The organism is Salmonella sp. 32020114201800008SM (genome assembly GCF_017572025.1).
GTDB classification, from domain to species: Bacteria; Pseudomonadota; Gammaproteobacteria; order Enterobacterales; family Enterobacteriaceae; genus Salmonella; species Salmonella enterica.
Map to the genome: position 1 here is coordinate 1,016,510 of NZ_JAGEQM010000001.1, position 16,890 is coordinate 1,033,399.

Consider the following 16,890-nt stretch of genomic DNA (forward strand, 5'->3'; position numbering starts at 1 on the left):
CATGAGTTTCAATACCCTGATTGACTGGAACAGCTGTAGCCCTGAACAGCAGCGTGCGCTGCTGACGCGTCCGGCGATTTCCGCCTCTGACAGTATTACCCGGACGGTCAGCGATATTCTGGATAATGTAAAAACGCGCGGTGACGATGCCCTGCGTGAATACAGCGCTAAATTTGATAAAACAGAAGTGACAGCGCTACGCGTCACCCCTGAAGAGATCGCCGCCGCCGGCGCGCGTCTGACCGACGAATTAAAACAGGCGATGGCCGCTGCCGTCAAAAATATTGAAACGTTCCATTCCGCGCAGACGCTACCGCCTGTAGATGTGGAAACCCAGCCAGGCGTGCGTTGCCAGCAGGTTACGCGTCCCGTCGCGTCTGTCGGTCTGTATATTCCCGGCGGCTCGGCTCCGCTCTTCTCAACGGTGCTGATGCTGGCAACACCAGCACGCATTGCGGGATGTCAGAACGTGGTTCTGTGCTCGCCGCCGCCCATCGCTGATGAAATCCTCTATGCGGCGCAACTGTGTGGCGTGCAGGAAATCTTTAACGTCGGCGGCGCGCAGGCGATTGCCGCTCTGGCCTTCGGCAGCGAGTCCGTACCGAAAGTGGATAAAATTTTTGGTCCCGGCAACGCCTTTGTAACCGAAGCCAAGCGTCAGGTCAGCCAGCGCCTCGACGGCGCGGCTATCGATATGCCAGCCGGGCCGTCTGAAGTACTGGTGATCGCCGACAGCGGCGCAACACCGGATTTCGTCGCGTCTGACCTGCTCTCCCAGGCTGAGCACGGTCCGGATTCGCAGGTGATCCTGCTGACGCCTGATGCTGACATTGCCCGCAAGGTGGCGGAGGCGGTAGAACGTCAACTGGCGGAACTGCCGCGCGCGGACACCGCCCGGCAGGCCCTGAGCGCCAGTCGTCTGATTGTGACCAAAGATTTAGTGCAGTGCGTCGCCATCTCTAATCAGTATGGTCCGGAACACTTAATCATCCAGACGCGCAATGCGCGCGATTTGGTAGATGCGATTACCAGCGCAGGCTCGGTATTTCTCGGCGACTGGTCGCCGGAATCCGCCGGTGATTACGCTTCCGGAACCAACCATGTCTTACCGACCTATGGCTATACTGCTACCTGTTCCAGCCTTGGGTTAGCGGATTTCCAGAAACGGATGACCGTTCAGGAACTGTCGAAAGCGGGCTTTTCCGCTCTGGCATCAACCATTGAAACATTGGCGGCGGCAGAACGTCTGACCGCCCATAAAAATGCCGTGACCCTGCGCGTAAACGCCCTCAAGGAGCAAGCATGAGCACTGAAAACACTCTCAGCGTCGCTGACTTAGCCCGTGAAAATGTCCGCAACCTGGTACCGTATCAGTCCGCCCGCCGTCTGGGCGGTAACGGCGATGTCTGGCTGAACGCGAATGAATTCCCGACAGCGGTGGAGTTTCAGCTCACCCAACAAACGCTTAACCGCTACCCGGAATGCCAGCCAAAGGCCGTGATTGAAAACTACGCGCAATATGCTGGCGTAAAGCCGGAGCAGGTGCTGGTCAGCCGCGGCGCGGATGAAGGGATCGAGCTGGTGATCCGCGCCTTCTGTGAACCGGGGAAAGACGCCATTCTCTACTGTCCGCCCACTTACGGTATGTACAGCGTCAGCGCCGAAACCATTGGCGTAGAGCGCCGGACGGTTCCCGCGCTTGAAAACTGGCAGCTGGATCTACAGGGGATTTCCGACAACCTTGACGGCACAAAAGTGGTGTTCGTTTGTAGCCCCAATAATCCTACCGGACAACTTATCAACCCGCAGGATCTGCGCACGCTGCTGGAGTTGACACGCGGTAAAGCGATAGTCGTCGCCGACGAAGCTTATATTGAGTTTTGCCCGCAGGCCACGCTGACAGGCTGGCTGGTTGAATATCCTCATCTGGTTATCCTGCGCACATTGTCGAAAGCTTTTGCGCTGGCGGGTCTGCGCTGCGGCTTTACACTGGCTAATGAAGAGGTGATCAACCTGCTGTTAAAAGTGATCGCCCCTTATCCGCTTTCTACGCCAGTGGCGGATATCGCCGCCCAGGCGCTGAGCCCGCAGGGAATAAACGCAATGCGCGATCGCGTGGCGCAGACAGTGCAGGAACGTCAGTATCTGGTGAATGCCCTGCAACAGACCGCCTGCGTAGAACACGTCTTTGACTCTGAAACCAACTATATTCTGGCGCGGTTTACCGCCTCCAGCAGCGTGTTTAAATCCTTATGGGATCAGGGCATTATCTTACGCGATCAGAATAAACAACCTTCTTTAAGCGGCTGCCTGCGGATTACGGTCGGCACCCGCCAGGAAAACCAGCGCGTCATTGACGCCTTACGTGCGGAGCCAGTATGAGTCAGAAGTATCTTTTCATCGACCGGGACGGAACCTTAATTTCCGAACCGCCGAGCGATTTTCAGGTAGACCGCTTTGATAAACTGGCCTTTGAGCCAGAGGTGATTCCCGTATTGCTGAAGCTGCAAAAAGCCGGTTTTAAGCTGGTGATGATCACTAACCAGGATGGACTTGGCACGCAAAGCTTCCCGCAGGCGGACTTCGACGGACCGCACAACCTGATGATGCAGATTTTCACCTCTCAGGGCGTATGCTTTGATGAGGTGCTGATCTGCCCTCACCTGCCCGCAGACGACTGCGACTGCCGCAAGCCCAAAGTGAAGCTGGTGGAGCGTTATCTTGCGGAACAAGCGATGGATAGCGCCAACAGCTATGTGATTGGCGATCGTGCGACCGATATCCAGCTCGCTGATAACATGGGCATTACTGGTTTACGCTATCACCGTGAAACGCTGAACTGGACGATGATTGGCGAACAGCTAACGAAACGCGATCGTTATGCGCATGTGGTCCGCAACACCAAAGAAACACAGATTGATGTCAGCGTCTGGCTGGATCGCGAAGGCAACAGCAAGATTAATACCGGCGTCGGCTTCTTTGACCATATGCTCGATCAAATCGCCACCCACGGCGGCTTTCGCATGGAGATTACCGTTAAGGGCGATCTCTATATCGACGATCACCACACGGTAGAAGATACCGGACTGGCGCTCGGTGAGGCATTAAAACTGGCACTCGGCGACAAGCGCGGTATCTGCCGTTTTGGCTTTGTACTACCGATGGATGAATGTCTGGCGCGCTGCGCGCTGGATATTTCCGGTCGTCCGCATCTGGAATATAAAGCTGAATTTACCTACCAGCGTGTGGGCGATTTGAGCACAGAGATGATTGAACACTTTTTCCGCTCACTCTCTTACACGATGGGCGTCACTCTGCATCTCAAGACTAAAGGTAAGAACGATCACCACCGTGTCGAAAGTTTGTTTAAAGCCTTTGGTCGGACGCTACGCCAGGCTATTCGCGTGGAGGGCGATACATTACCGTCCTCGAAAGGAGTGCTGTGATGAACGTCGTCATCCTTGACACCGGCTGCGCCAATTTAAGCTCGGTAAAATCCGCCGTGGCGCGCCACGGTTACACCCCGGTGGTCAGCCGCGAAGCGGAAATCGTATTACGCGCTGACAAACTCTTTCTGCCCGGCGTCGGCACGGCGCAGGCCGCTATGGATCAACTGCGCGAACGTGAACTGATCGACTTAATTAAAGCGTGTACTCAGCCGGTACTGGGTATCTGCTTAGGGATGCAACTGCTGGGTCGTCGCAGCGAAGAGACGCGCGGCGTGGATCTGCTGAACATTATCGAACAAGACGTGCCGAAAATGACCGACTTTGGTCTGCCGCTGCCGCACATGGGCTGGAATCGCGTGTATCCGCAGGCGGGCAACCGGCTGTTTCAGGGCATTGAAGATGGCGCCTATTTTTACTTTGTTCACAGCTACGCGATGCCGGTCAACCCGTGGACTATCGCCCAGTGCAATTACGGCGAGCCGTTTACCGCGGCGATACAGAAAGATAATTTCTTCGGCGTACAGTTCCACCCGGAACGTTCGGGCGCGGCGGGCGCACAGTTGCTGAAAAACTTCCTGGAGATGTAATGATTATTCCGGCATTAGATTTAATTGACGGCACCGTGGTGCGTCTACACCAGGGCGACTACGCCCGGCAGCGGGATTACGGTAACGATCCCCTGCCCCGTTTGCAGGATTACGTCGCCCAGGGCGCCGGGGTGCTGCATCTGGTAGATCTGACCGGCGCTAAAGATCCGGCTAAGCGACAGATACCGCTGATTAAAACCCTGGTCGCGGGCGTGAACGTGCCTGTTCAGGTCGGCGGCGGCGTGCGTACCGAAGAAGACGTTGCGGCATTACTGAAAGCTGGCGTTGCCCGTGTGGTCATCGGTTCAACGGCGGTGAAATCCCCTGACGTGGTGAAAGGCTGGTTTGAACGTTTTGGCGCGCAGGCGCTGGTGCTGGCGCTGGACGTTCGTATAGACGAACACGGCAACAAGCAGGTGGCGGTTAGCGGCTGGCAGGAAAATTCCGGCGTCTCGCTGGAACAACTGGTGGAAACCTATCTCCCCGTCGGCCTGAAACATGTACTGTGTACCGATATTTCTCGCGACGGCACGCTGGCGGGCTCTAACGTGTCACTGTATGAAGAAGTATGCGCCAGATATCCGCAGATCGCCTTTCAGTCCTCCGGCGGTATTGGCGATATCGATGATATTGCCGCCCTGCGCGGCACCGGCGTGCGCGGCGTGATTGTCGGACGCGCTCTGTTAGAAGGGAAATTTACCGTTAAGGAGGCCATCCAATGCTGGCAAAACGTATAATTCCGTGTCTGGATGTTCGTGATGGTCAGGTGGTGAAAGGCGTACAGTTTCGCAACCATGAGATCATTGGCGATATCGTTCCGCTGGCCAAACGCTATGCCGACGAAGGCGCGGACGAACTGGTGTTCTATGACATTACCGCCTCCAGCGATGGTCGCGTAGTCGATAAAAGCTGGGTGGCGCGCGTTGCCGAGGTGATCGACATTCCGTTTTGTGTAGCGGGCGGTATCCGGTCAATTGACGACGCCGCCAAAATTCTCTCTTTCGGGGCGGATAAGATCTCTATCAACTCCCCTGCACTGGCTGACCCAACGCTGATTACCCGTCTGGCTGACCGTTTTGGCGTACAGTGCATTGTCGTCGGGATTGATACCTGGTTTGACGACGCCACGGGGAAATATCATGTTAACCAGTATACCGGCGATGAAAACCGTACCCGCGTGACGCAGTGGGAGACGCTGGATTGGGTGCAAGAGGTACAACAGCGCGGCGCGGGGGAAATCGTCCTGAATATGATGAACCAGGACGGCGTGCGTAACGGTTATGATCTGACGCAGTTGAAAAAAGTCCGTGACGTTTGCCGCGTGCCGCTGATCGCCTCCGGCGGCGCGGGCACGATGGAACACTTTCTTGAGGCATTCCGTGATGCCGATGTCGACGGCGCGCTTGCCGCCTCCGTTTTTCACAAGCAAATCATCAATATTGGCGAATTAAAAGCGTACCTGGCAGGCCAGGGCGTGGAGATCAGGATATGTTAACAGAGCAACAACGCCGCGAGCTGGACTGGGAAAAAACCGATGGCCTGATGCCAGCCATCGTGCAACATGCGGTATCCGGCGAAGTATTGATGCTGGGCTATATGAACCCACAAGCGCTGGACAAAACCATTGAATCCGGCCATGTCACGTTCTTCTCACGCACGAAACAGCGTTTATGGACCAAAGGCGAAACCTCAGGCCATGTGCTGAATGTCGTCAGCATTGCGCCGGATTGCGACAACGATACACTGCTGGTGCTGGCAAACCCTGTCGGGCCGACCTGCCACAAAGGTACCAGTAGCTGCTTTGGCGACGCCAGCCATCAGTGGTTATTCCTGTATCAACTGGAGCAGCTACTGGCAGAGCGCAAAACCGCCGATCCGGCCAGCTCTTACACGGCGAAACTGTACGCCAGCGGTACTAAACGTATTGCGCAAAAAGTTGGCGAAGAAGGTGTAGAAACCGCGCTGGCGGCCACCGTCAATGATCGTTTTGAATTAACCAATGAAGCGTCTGATTTGATGTACCACCTGCTGGTGCTGTTGCAGGATCAGGATCTCAACCTCACCACCGTGATCGACAATCTTCGTAAGCGTCATCAATAAGCGTAATAAACCGGGCAATGCCCGGTTTTTTAATGAGAAATTTTACCTGTCGTAGCCGACTACCATCCGGCAAAGAAGCTTACAAGGCTTTTGGCTTATAGCTACGTAGCGCATTGCGTCCCAGCACAATCCCGGCACCGATCATCCCACCCAGCAATACAGCCAGCACAAGGGTAATGGCTTTTTTCGGGCTATCGCGACGGACCGGCAGCGTCGGCTTCATCACATAACGATAGACGTGCACCGTATCGGCAGTCACTTTCAGATTTTTAATGTCCAGCAGTGTCTGCTTCGTCTGGAAATAGGCCGGAGAAAAGACCAGTGGACGCGTCGCTTCGTTCTGTATCATCGATTTTAGCGCATCGCTCCCCAGCAGGAACATCGTGTCCTGGGTAACATCCTGGGTTTGCTGAATCTGCGGCTGCGTGATTTTGGCCTCATCCGCATAGCGCAACGCTTCTTCGATTTGCTTAATACGCAGATCTTTTTGCTCCTGCGCCACAACTTCCTGCGTCTCAAGGGACTCCTGCAACGTTTTGGTTTGCAGCGTGATGTTATCTTTCAGGTCAACTTCCAGTTCCTTAGCGACCTCTTCATCCACCTGTTGGATATATTCCGCCAGCCGACGCTGCGCCCCTTCAGCGGTAGTACTCACATAAGAAACCGAGAGTGGCAGCGCCTGCCCTTTTACCGACTGTTCAATGGTAAGCTTTTCCCGCTCTTTCTGATTATCCAGCACTTCCGATAATGCGGAAAACGCAGAGCTAAAGCGGCTTATAAAATTCGCCTGCACTTCAGAGATTTTGGGGGCATTCCCACCATACAAGACGTTGAGCGCGTTGGTATAGGTGGCAACCTGCGCGGCATCAGGTTGGGTAATAATCGCCGTGGATGTCCATTTTTCTTTGGCTATCATCAGGTAGCCTACAGCCAGCAAAATGGCGATAATAACGGCTACAATAATGGTCATCTTCCCACGCCATAACTGTAGCAATAACTCAATCAAATCAATCTGTTCCGGATCGTTCCCACGCCCGGAAGACGTATTACTATCCACTGTCATAGATACCCTAACTAAAAAAAGGATGAAGCTGGAGACAGTGTAGCCATAAAGCAAATATATGCCATAGGATTAATGATAAAAATCAGACATTATTTCCATTTGGTCAATAAATCATCGGGACTCATCAGCCCCGATTGCCTTATTAATCACTACCGAAAAGATCGCGGGTATACACTTTTTCAGCGACATCCAAAAGCTCTGCCGCCATCCTGTTGGAAATAATGACATCCGCCTGCTGTTTAAAGCAGTGCAAATCACGTTCAAGACGTGAGTTAAAGAAAGTATCTTCTTCCATTACCGGCTCATAGATGATGACCTCTACGCCTTTCGCTTTAATGCGCTTCATAATCCCCTGAATCGATGAGGCGCGGAAGTTATCGGAGCCACTCTTCATAATCAGGCGATAAATGCCCACCACTTTAGGCTTTCTGGCGAGGATAGCGTCGGCAATAAAATCTTTACGCGTACGGTTTGCTTCAACGATAGCGGAGATAATATTATTAGGCACCGACTGATAATTGGCCAGCAACTGTTTGGTATCTTTTGGCAAACAATATCCGCCATAACCAAAAGAGGGATTATTATAATGATTGCCAATACGCGGGTCGAGGCACACCCCTTCAATAATTTGTCGGGTATTTAATCCTAACGTTTCAGCATAGCTGTCTAATTCATTAAAATAAGCGACTCGCATAGCGAGATAAGTATTGGCGAAAAGTTTAATAGCTTCCGCCTCAGTGGAGTCCGTAAACAGCGTTGGAATCTCCTGTTTAATAGCGCCTTCCTGGAGTAATGCGGCAAATTCTCTGGCGCGCTCAGACTGTTCCCCAATCACGATACGGGAGGGATAAAGGTTATCGTAAAGGGCTTTACCTTCACGTAAAAACTCCGGAGAGAAAATGATATTTTCTGTCGCAAACTTCTGACGCATTGCCGCCGTGAAGCCAACCGGCACCGTAGACTTAATAATCATCACGGCTGCGGGGTTGATGCTGATCACATCCTGAATGACCGATTCCACACTGGACGTATTAAAATAGTTGGTTTTGGGATCGTAATCCGTAGGCGTAGCAATGATGACGTAATCTGCATTCTGGTACGCATCAAACTTATCCAGCGTTGCCCTGAATCTGATGTTATCTTCCTTTAAAAATTGCTGAATTTCTTTATCAACAATCGGAGATATCCGATCATTTAACAGTTCAACACGGGAAGGAACAATGTCTAACGCCACCACATCATGATGTTGTGCAATAAGCAAACCATTAGACAAGCCAACATAACCCGTCCCGGATATCGTGATTTTCATTATTCGCTCTCAGAATTAACTTAATTATGAATCATGATGTATTTCGCATCCTGATAAGATATTAAAGTTTTAACGCCTGAGTATATAAAGTGCAACGCAGACGAAAACAATTCAGATTATCTTCATTACGATAAACACAGATTATTAAGTTAATATTAAGCAAAAGCGATAAATCAATAAGAATAGAGATAAAAAAAAGCCCGGTATTAAACCGGGCTTAAACATTTTTGCAGAAATTATTCCAACCATTCGGTATGGAAAATGCCTTCTTTATCAGTACGTTTATAGGTGTGCGCACCAAAGTAGTCACGCTGCGCCTGAATTAAGTTAGCTGGCAGTACTGCGGCGCGATAGCTGTCATAGTAGGCCACTGCCGCAGAGAATGTCGGCACCGGAATGCCGTTCTGCACCGCGTAAGCCACAACATCACGCAGCGCCTGCTGGTACTCATCAGCAATTTTCTTGAAGTAAGGCGCTAACAGCAAATTGGCAATACCAGCGTTTTCTGCGTAAGCATCGGTGATTTTCTGCAGGAACTGAGCGCGAATGATACAGCCCGCACGGAAGATCTTAGCAATCTCGCCGTAGTTAAGATCCCAGTGATATTCATCAGACGCGGCGCGTAGCTGCGAGAAGCCCTGCGCATAGGAGACGATCTTGCCAAGATACAGCGCGCGACGCACTTTCTCGATAAATTCCGCTTTGTCGCCTGCCGGTTGCGCTTTCGGCCCGGAGAGCACTTTAGATGCGGCAACACGTTGTGCTTTCAACGAAGAGATGTAACGCGCAAAGACAGATTCGGTAATCAGCGACAGCGGTTCGCCCAGATCCAGCGCGCTCTGGCTGGTCCATTTACCAGTCCCTTTGTTGGCGGCTTCATCAAGAATGACATCCACCAGGTAGTTTCCGTCTTCATCTTTTTTAGTGAAGATGTCTTTAGTGATGTCGATCAGATAACTGCTCAGCTCGCCGTTATTCCACTCAGTAAAAGTGTTCGCCAACTCTTCATTGCTGAGGTTCAGGCCGCCTTTCAGCAGGGAGTAAGCTTCAGCGATAAGCTGCATATCGCCATATTCAATACCATTGTGGACCATCTTGACGTAGTGACCCGCACCATCGGCGCCGATATAGGTCACGCACGGTTCGCCATCTTCTGCCACAGCAGCAATCTTCGTCAGGATCGGCGCCACCAGTTCATAGGCATCTTTCTGACCGCCAGGCATGATAGATGGCCCTTTCAGCGCGCCCTCTTCACCACCGGAAACACCGGTACCGATAAAGTTAAAACCTTCCGCAGACAGCTCGCGATTGCGACGGATTGTGTCCTGGAAGAAGGTGTTACCGCCATCAATAATGATATCGCCTTTTTCCAGATACGGTTTCAGCGAATCGATAGCTGCATCGGTACCTGCGCCCGCTTTCACCATTAACAGGATACGACGAGGCGTTTCGAGGGATTCAACAAACTCTTTCACCGTGTAATAAGGCACCAGCTTTTTGCCGGGATTCTCGGCAATCACTTCTTCGGTCTTTTCACGGGAGCGGTTGAAAACGGAGACGGTATAACCACGGCTTTCGATGTTGAGCGCGAGGTTGCGCCCCATCACTGCCATACCGACGACGCCGATCTGTTGCTTGGACATTACATACTCCTGTCAGGTGTGGAAGTTATATATATTTCACCATTATGTGCTACAAATTTTACAGCGTAAAGCATATTAAATACTTGTCCATTAATAGCACATTATGGTTCGGCGGATATTTTCCCGCCTAGTTAACTTAAAATACCACGCGTAAAATTCTTTTAACAAAAGACCTAAAGTTAGCATCTGCATAAAAAACCGCAAAAACTATAATCATACTTACCAGTGATACAATAGTAAGCTTACTCATAAAGTCAAACCAGTTGGAAGCTTTAAAGAAAATTATTTGTTCCCTTGCAAAATAAAAAACAGCAAAAATAACAAATGAGAATATTAAAGGTTTCAGTACAAAGGACAAGTACTTTTTTAATGCATTAAATCTACCAAACATTTTACCATATAGATATAATGGCTTTGCAATTAATGTAATTAATACATTGGATATAATCGTGCCTATAATAATACCAGGAAGACCAATATAAAAAGCTAAGAGCGCGGAAAAAAATAAATTACTCCCCCCCTCAAGCAAAGGATAATATACGTCCCCAAAAAAGCCAGTTGCGTTTTTAAAAATATCACAAGGAATCCTAATGACACTTATAAATACATTAACAAGCATTAATATAACAATACCATTACCTAGTATGAATTTTTCGCCTATCCAGTTGGTAATAAAGTCATTAACCAAAAAATACATATTCAAAGAAATGAAGGTAGCCAATGCTATAAATACTGTGTTAAATTGTTTTGCAATACTGGTAACTTCATCATCATTTTGATTGATTAAAAAATTACCCACACTAGCTGTAATAGCATTAACAAAACTGGACATAAGCACAGTCACAACCTGGAAGACCATCATATAACTTCCATAAATCGTGACGTAGCTTAAATTAAGAAATTTTGAAACTAGCAAATAATCAGTATTTAAAACTAATACACCACCAATCTTATGAAAAAACATGTTTTTTATTTTTATTTTTAATTCATTTTTTAATATTGTTTTTTCATCATCGCTAATAGATTGTGGAACTACCTTAAAATAGATGTCGTTATTAATAATATTTTTAAATATAAAATACTGTACTATCACACCAATAGTTTCAACGAGCAAATAAAGTAAGAAATTATGTGTGGTGACTAATAGCAATATTTGCAGCGCAATAATTAATATTTTCCCGCCACCCTGTATTTTACGGACGACTGAATATTGCTGATTTGCAGTTAATAGAGTTGAATGCTTTGCATAAGAATAAGTTAAAGATGTATTTATTACAAAAAATGCCCAATAAATAAAAACGTGACTTACTGCATTAACAGAATCGATGAAAAAGTAAATACCAAAGCCAATTACTATACCTATCAATAAAACTAAAAGCGAGATATATCTATAGATTGCAGACAGCAATAAAGTTAAGTATTTTATTTTTGCATAATCCCCCTCACTCAGCGGCTTGTATAAAAGGCTTGCTGCAGCCACCCCTATGCCAAGCTCGGCGAGATTTAAATAAGCAGTCAGTTGTGTAAATAACAACATCACACCTGTTAAGTCAGCGCCCATCTTAGAGACAAATATAGTTCGAAGATAAAACCCTAGCGCAATAAGAAAAAAAGTAATAAATAAATCAACTTTAAAGTTGTTAATCGCTTTTATAGTTCGCATTTTTACTTTCCGGATGTAAACTTAAAGTAAATAAATATTCGTGGGAAGTTACAGGATTACATCAATTATTATTAGCCCCATAATAATTAATATTACCAGGAAGGTAAAATAAATAATCATATCAATAATTATTTATACTGTCCGAAAAGAACATAGTGAAAACCTTATATTTATTAGAAATGGAAACCAACAACAATCAAACACACTTAATATTTATTGGCTTTATACTACGAATTGGTTAGAGAATATCCGAAAAGTTAGCCCTCCATAAAGAAGGGCTGCTTTTTATGAATTGAGTAGCTGAAGAATTTCTTTCGTTCGCGCTTCCATCAGCGGAATATGGCCGCGTGATTCCACATTCAGGCGCACCACCGGTTCGGTGTTTGACGAGCGCAGGTTGAAACGCCAGTCCGGGAACGACATGCTGAGGCCGTCCGTGCGGTCCACCGCCTGCGCCTCTTCCGCAAAGTGCGCTTCCACCCGCGCCATGGCCGCCGCCGGCTCCGCCAGCCTGCTGTTGATTTCCCCGCTCGCCGGGAACGCCGCCATCCGGTCGCGGACCAGCTCACCCAGCGACTGCCCCTTCAGGCACACCAGCTCCGCCACCAGCAGCCACGGGATCATCCCGCTGTCGCAGTAGGCAAAATCACGAAAATAGTGATGCGCGCTCATTTCCCCGCCATAAATGGCATCCTCCGTACGCATCCGCTCCTTGATAAAGGCATGTCCGGTTTTTGACATCACCGGCGTCCCGCCCGCCGCCGTCACCACTGCCTCCGTGTTCCAGGTCAGGCGCGGGTCGTGGATAATCTTCGCCCCCGGGTGTTTTTCCAGAAACGCTTCCGCCAGCAGCCCGACGATGTAGTACCCCTCGATAAACTGCCCTTTCTCATCGAACAGGAAGCAGCGGTCGAAGTCGCCGTCAAAGGCGATGCCCATGTCCGCCCCGTGTTCAATAACGGCCTTACGGGTGTCGTCGCGACACTCCGGCAGCAACGGGTTGGGAATGCCGTTCGGGAAGGTGCCGTCCGGGGTGTTGTGGATTTTGATGAACTCCACCGGCGCGCCCAGCGCCTTCAGGCGTACTTCGATGGCGTCAATGACCGGCCCCGCCGCCCCATTGCCGGCGTTAAACACCAGCTTCAGCGGGGTGAGATTTTTAACGCTGATATAGCCGAGCAGGTGGCCGATGTAGGCGTCGCGCAGGCTGATTTGTCTGTAGCTGCCGCGCGCGGCCTCGTTCACCGGCGGGAAGTCGCCCGCTTCCGCCAGACGCTGAACGTCGCGCAGACCGGTGTCGCCGCTTATCGGGCGGGCGCCCTCGCGCACCAGCTTCATACCGTTGTAGTCCATCGGATTATGGCTGGCGGTCACTTCAATACCGCCGTCCACGCCGAGGTGGAAGGTGGCGAAGTAAATCTCTTCGGTGCCGGACATACCGATATCCAGCACGTCGACGCCCGCGTCCTGTAACCCTTTCGCCAGCGCCAGCTTCAGCGCCTCGCTGGTCAGGCGCACGTCGCCGCCCAGCACGATGGTTTTCGGTTTTAAATATTCGCCGTAAGCGCGGCCAATCCGCCACGCGATATCTTCATTGAGCTCTTCGCCCAGCCTGCCGCGAATGTCGTAGGCCTTGAAACAGGTTAATTTTGTCATGTTCTTACCCTTCTTCAGGCAACAGTTAGCCCTGACCGTAAATGGCCAGCATCGTTATTGTTATTCATTGCCGGATGGCGCGTTGCGCTTACCGGGCATAATTGCAGGCGTCAGACCCGCCCGTAACGGTCCTCGAACCGCACCACGTCGTCCTCTTCGAGATACGAGCCGGAACGCACTTCAATTAAATCGAGCGGTATTTTTCCCGGATTTTCCAGGCAGTGAGTCGCCCCCAGCGGAATATAGATGGACTCGTTTTCACCGAGCAGCTTAACCTCGCCGTTGATGGTGACTCTGGCGGTCCCCGCCACCACCACCCAGTGCTCGGCGCGGTGATGGTGCATCTGCACCGACAGTCCTTCCCCCGGCTTGACGGTAATACGCTTCACCTGATAGCGCTCGCCCGCGTCGATGGAGTCGTATTTGCCCCACGGACGGTAAACCTCACGGTGCATGTGGTGCTCATGGCGTCCGTCGGCCTTGATCTTCTCCACCACCTTTTTCACGTCCTGCACCGCGTGGCGATCGGCAATCAGCACGGCGTCTTTGGTCTGCACCACCACCAGATCCTTCACGCCGACGGTGGTCACCAGGCCGGATTCGGCGTAAACGTAGCTGTTTTCCGTTTTATGGCTGATGACGTCGCCGTGGTGGACGTTTCCCTCCGGGGTGTGGGCGCTGATTTCCCACAGCGAGGACCACGAGCCGACATCGCTCCAGCCCGCGTCCATCGGCATCACCACCGCGTCCGCCGTCCGCTCCATCACCGCGTAGTCAATGGACTCTTCCGGACAGGCGAGGAAGGCCTCTTCATCCACACGAATGAAGTCAAGATCCGGATCGACGCCGCGCATCGCCTGTTCACAGGCGGCCAGAATATCGGGGCGGAACTTTTTCAGCTCCTCCAGATAGCGGCCGGCGCGGAACAGAAACATGCCGCTGTTCCAGTAGTAATCGCCGCTGGCGACGTAGGCCTGAGCGGTTTCCAGCCCCGGCTTCTCAACGAACTGCGCCACCTCAAAAGCCACCGCATCCGTCGCGCCCGGCACGACATCACCACGCCGGATATAGCCATAGCCGGTTTCCGGTTTAAAGGGAACTATCCCAAAAGTAACAAATTTGCCCTTATTAGCTAAAGGAGCAGCTTTTTTTATAAGATTACAGAAAATCCTGTCATCCTTAATAATATGGTCAGCGGCTAGAATTAAAATCAAAGGGTCCTTATCAGGAAAACGTTGTTTAACCGCCAATGCTGCAAGAGTAATAGCAGGAGCTGTGTTACGCCCATGAGGCTCAAGGATAATATTATTAGAAAGCTTTCCAATTTCTCTTAATTGCTCTGCTACAATAAATCTATGTGCTTCATTGCATATTACGATAGAGTTTTTATAATTTAAGTCATTGAGGCGAGCAAAAGTAGCTTGTAGCATTGTTAGTTCGCCAGACAATTTTAAAAATTGTTTTGGAAAAAGCTCTCTTGAAAGAGGCCAGAGTCGACTACCAGTCCCACCAGCTAAAATTACTGGGATCATATACACACCTATATTCTTTAAAGCATCTTATCATTTTTTATTTATCGTTAAGAAGCCGTTTTTATACATTAAAAATAATATAATGCTTTTTATATGCCATAAAAAATGACGAGATAATATTTTACGATTATTAAATTGAGCCAAATGAACACCAACATACTGGGGTAAATACAAAACCGAAGTATTGTAAATTTTATTTGCTCGCCAACATATATCTATATCCTCACAATACATAAAGTATTTTTCATTAAATCCATTTAGCTTAGAGAAAAACTCAGCTTTAAATATAAGAAAAGAACCTGCTGCCCAATCAACATATAAAGGTTCATTTATCCCGGCTTTATCAATTGAACATTTATTTTTTCCAAATAAAAAGGAATGGATAAAATCCATTACACAAGGGAATTTCCTAATGGAATTGTCATATTCCTTTTTATCAAAATCTCTATATAAATTAACTGTGGCCACGTATGCATTAGACTTATCGCATTCATAAACAGCCTCCAACAATACATTAGCATCTATAAAAACATCAGGATTCATTACTACGAAAAAATCATCCGTCTTTATATTGTGCGCTATGGTATTAAATACTTCATTATTATTTTTACCAAATCCTTTTTTAACACTATTTTTTAAATAAGTTATGTTATTAACATAGCAAAACTCTTCCAAACCTTTTTCACCTAAGTTATCTTTTATAATAATTTTAACAAGACTATTTTTAGTTAAATTTGATAATGTCCCTAATTTCTTTATAATCTCATAATGCCCATGCGAGACTATCGATATATATATCATTTTAAATCTCTTATTAATAAGGAAGAGTACAAGTCGCCATATAATGCAGCCATTTTTTCATCAGAAATATTGAAATAAATTTCATCACTTATATCACATATCTTTGATATATATAACGGCAGTTTCAATTTATTATTCCCTCCGGCCAAACTAAAAAATTCAATTGAGTTATTCTTTAATAAGCTTGCAACTTCCCTATGAGGGGGAATATCACTTACATATAAAAAGCAACCAGCAGAGACTGCCTCCAACAATGCCAAGGGAAGACCTTCAGATAAAGAAGCTGAAACAAAAAAATCAGATAACTGATAGTATTCTAAAGGAGACTCAATTTTTCCTGTAAAAATGTATCTATTGTCTATAAAATGGCTCTTTTTACAAAAATCAAATAATGGACCATCACCAATAATAATAAATCTATCATTCTTACCTAAAGATAAATGTTCTAAAAGGTAGGATACATTCTTTCTTTGAGATAAGGAACCACAATATACGTATATATTTTCTACATCATAGAAACCATATTTTTTTCTTAGTAAGATTTTTTTATCAGTCGAAACGGGATGGAATTTATTAATATCAATTCCATTTTGGATTACAGAAACATTTTTTGTTATTTTTGATTGGTATAGTTTTGTAGCAACCGATTCTGAGCATGCAACTAAATGAGTAAAACTCTTCAATAACAACAAATGTGCGTAATATAACAAATTGCCTTTGAGGAGACCAAAAAGCGGTACGTAATCCTCATTCAATCTATTATGGATAGTTGATATTTTTATGCCGTTTAAAAAAAACATAAAAACATCCGCTGTAATACCATGTGAATGAAAAACATCATGTGGATTTTTTTCTATATATTTTTTTAAAAAATAAATTTTACTAACTTGGTTGCCACCCGGAACCATTATAATCTTAACGCCACGCTCTAATAATTCTTGTGAAATTTCTTCATTTATATCATCTGTTAAACAAAAAATAGTGTAATTAAAACGAGAACTATTTTTAACTATACTACGAACTACATTTACAGGTCCAAGATTCTGGAGTCTCGAAATTAGGATTCCTACTTTAATTTTTGACACTT

At 48.0% G+C, this 16,890-nt stretch carries 15 protein-coding genes; 7 read left to right on the forward strand and 8 right to left on the reverse strand.

Annotated elements, in window-relative coordinates:
* The first annotated feature begins 1 nt into the window (after window position 1).
* Genes hisD through hisIE form a run of 7 tightly spaced genes read left to right on the forward strand, consistent with a single transcriptional unit; the run spans window position 2 to window position 6,136 of the window.
* Complete coding sequence (hisD, locus tag J4613_RS05255; protein ID WP_208293648.1) at window positions 2-1,306, forward strand: histidinol dehydrogenase; 1,305 nt, start codon at window positions 2-4, stop codon at window positions 1,304-1,306.
* Window positions 1,303-2,382 (forward strand): histidinol-phosphate transaminase, encoded by a 1,080-nt coding sequence (gene hisC / locus J4613_RS05260; RefSeq protein ID WP_000102715.1) that lies wholly within the window; start codon window positions 1,303-1,305, stop codon window positions 2,380-2,382. Before hisD ends, hisC begins: the two co-directional genes overlap by 4 nt.
* Complete coding sequence (hisB, locus tag J4613_RS05265) at window positions 2,379-3,446, forward strand: bifunctional histidinol-phosphatase/imidazoleglycerol-phosphate dehydratase HisB (RefSeq protein ID WP_000080044.1); 1,068 nt, start codon at window positions 2,379-2,381, stop codon at window positions 3,444-3,446. The genes hisC and hisB overlap by 4 nt, the downstream gene beginning before the upstream one ends.
* Window positions 3,446-4,036: an imidazole glycerol phosphate synthase subunit HisH gene (gene hisH, locus J4613_RS05270; protein ID WP_063809125.1), complete on the forward strand. Its 591-nt coding sequence runs from the start codon at window positions 3,446-3,448 to the stop codon at window positions 4,034-4,036. The genes hisB and hisH overlap by 1 nt, the downstream gene beginning before the upstream one ends.
* Window positions 4,036-4,773 (forward strand): 1-(5-phosphoribosyl)-5-[(5-phosphoribosylamino)methylideneamino]imidazole-4-carboxamide isomerase, encoded by a 738-nt coding sequence (hisA, locus tag J4613_RS05275; RefSeq protein ID WP_111742311.1) that lies wholly within the window; start codon window positions 4,036-4,038, stop codon window positions 4,771-4,773. The genes hisH and hisA overlap by 1 nt, the downstream gene beginning before the upstream one ends.
* Window positions 4,755-5,531, forward strand: coding sequence for an imidazole glycerol phosphate synthase subunit HisF (gene hisF / locus J4613_RS05280; RefSeq protein WP_000880125.1), 777 nt, complete (start codon window positions 4,755-4,757; stop codon window positions 5,529-5,531). The genes hisA and hisF overlap by 19 nt, the downstream gene beginning before the upstream one ends.
* Window positions 5,525-6,136, forward strand: a complete 612-nt coding sequence (hisIE, locus tag J4613_RS05285) for a bifunctional phosphoribosyl-AMP cyclohydrolase/phosphoribosyl-ATP diphosphatase HisIE (RefSeq protein WP_000954846.1) — start codon at window positions 5,525-5,527, stop codon at window positions 6,134-6,136. The genes hisF and hisIE overlap by 7 nt, the downstream gene beginning before the upstream one ends.
* A gap of 79 nt (window positions 6,137-6,215) precedes the next feature.
* Here the strand turns inward: hisIE and wzzB are convergent, their stop codons facing one another.
* From wzzB to J4613_RS05325, 8 genes are all read right to left on the reverse strand, one after another.
* Window positions 6,216-7,199, reverse strand: coding sequence for an LPS O-antigen chain length determinant protein WzzB (gene wzzB / locus J4613_RS05290; protein WP_000215258.1), 984 nt, complete (start codon window positions 7,197-7,199; stop codon window positions 6,216-6,218).
* A gap of 142 nt (window positions 7,200-7,341) precedes the next feature.
* Window positions 7,342-8,508 (reverse strand): UDP-glucose 6-dehydrogenase, encoded by a 1,167-nt coding sequence (gene ugd / locus J4613_RS05295; protein ID WP_000704825.1) that lies wholly within the window; start codon window positions 8,506-8,508, stop codon window positions 7,342-7,344.
* Window positions 8,509-8,744: 236 nt separating this feature from the next.
* Entirely contained in the window at window positions 8,745-10,151 is a 1,407-nt protein-coding gene (gndA, locus tag J4613_RS05300) for an NADP-dependent phosphogluconate dehydrogenase (RefSeq protein ID WP_000043532.1), read from the reverse strand.
* A 136-nt stretch (window positions 10,152-10,287) separates the two neighbouring features.
* Window positions 10,288-11,814, reverse strand: a complete 1,527-nt coding sequence (locus J4613_RS05305; protein ID WP_111742310.1) for a hypothetical protein — start codon at window positions 11,812-11,814, stop codon at window positions 10,288-10,290.
* A 285-nt stretch (window positions 11,815-12,099) separates the two neighbouring features.
* Window positions 12,100-13,470, reverse strand: coding sequence for a colanic acid biosynthesis phosphomannomutase CpsG (gene cpsG / locus J4613_RS05310; RefSeq protein WP_111742309.1), 1,371 nt, complete (start codon window positions 13,468-13,470; stop codon window positions 12,100-12,102).
* 110 nt (window positions 13,471-13,580) lie between these two features.
* Window positions 13,581-15,002: a mannose-1-phosphate guanyltransferase gene (gene cpsB / locus J4613_RS05315; protein WP_070800794.1), complete on the reverse strand. Its 1,422-nt coding sequence runs from the start codon at window positions 15,000-15,002 to the stop codon at window positions 13,581-13,583.
* A gap of 30 nt (window positions 15,003-15,032) precedes the next feature.
* Window positions 15,033-15,803, reverse strand: coding sequence for a glycosyltransferase family 2 protein (locus J4613_RS05320; RefSeq protein ID WP_111742308.1), 771 nt, complete (start codon window positions 15,801-15,803; stop codon window positions 15,033-15,035).
* On the reverse strand, window positions 15,800-16,888 hold the full coding sequence (locus J4613_RS05325; RefSeq protein WP_272709624.1) for a glycosyltransferase: 1,089 nt from the start codon (window positions 16,886-16,888) through the stop codon (window positions 15,800-15,802). The genes J4613_RS05320 and J4613_RS05325 overlap by 4 nt, the downstream gene beginning before the upstream one ends.
* Window positions 16,889-16,890 lie beyond the last annotated feature (2 nt).

Bases quoted from the DNA above. Each gene is read 5' to 3' on its own strand.
- cpsG (WP_111742309.1), bottom strand. From the start codon at position 13,470: ATGACAAAATTAACCTGTTTCAAGGCCTACGACATTCGCGGCAGGCTG.
- hisB (WP_000080044.1), top strand. From the start codon at position 2,379: ATGAGTCAGAAGTATCTTTTCATCGACCGGGACGGAACCTTAATTTCC.
- hisIE (WP_000954846.1), top strand. From the start codon at position 5,525: ATGTTAACAGAGCAACAACGCCGCGAGCTGGACTGGGAAAAAACCGAT.
- hisC (WP_000102715.1), top strand. From the start codon at position 1,303: ATGAGCACTGAAAACACTCTCAGCGTCGCTGACTTAGCCCGTGAAAAT.
- ugd (WP_000704825.1), bottom strand. From the start codon at position 8,508: ATGAAAATCACGATATCCGGGACGGGTTATGTTGGCTTGTCTAATGGT.
- gndA (WP_000043532.1), bottom strand. From the start codon at position 10,151: ATGTCCAAGCAACAGATCGGCGTCGTCGGTATGGCAGTGATGGGGCGC.
- hisH (WP_063809125.1), top strand. From the start codon at position 3,446: ATGAACGTCGTCATCCTTGACACCGGCTGCGCCAATTTAAGCTCGGTA.
- J4613_RS05305 (WP_111742310.1), bottom strand. From the start codon at position 11,814: ATGCGAACTATAAAAGCGATTAACAACTTTAAAGTTGATTTATTTATT.
- cpsB (WP_070800794.1), bottom strand. From the start codon at position 15,002: ATGATCCCAGTAATTTTAGCTGGTGGGACTGGTAGTCGACTCTGGCCT.
- J4613_RS05320 (WP_111742308.1), bottom strand. From the start codon at position 15,803: ATGATATATATATCGATAGTCTCGCATGGGCATTATGAGATTATAAAG.
- hisF (WP_000880125.1), top strand. From the start codon at position 4,755: ATGCTGGCAAAACGTATAATTCCGTGTCTGGATGTTCGTGATGGTCAG.
- hisD (WP_208293648.1), top strand. From the start codon at position 2: ATGAGTTTCAATACCCTGATTGACTGGAACAGCTGTAGCCCTGAACAG.
- wzzB (WP_000215258.1), bottom strand. From the start codon at position 7,199: ATGACAGTGGATAGTAATACGTCTTCCGGGCGTGGGAACGATCCGGAA.
- hisA (WP_111742311.1), top strand. From the start codon at position 4,036: ATGATTATTCCGGCATTAGATTTAATTGACGGCACCGTGGTGCGTCTA.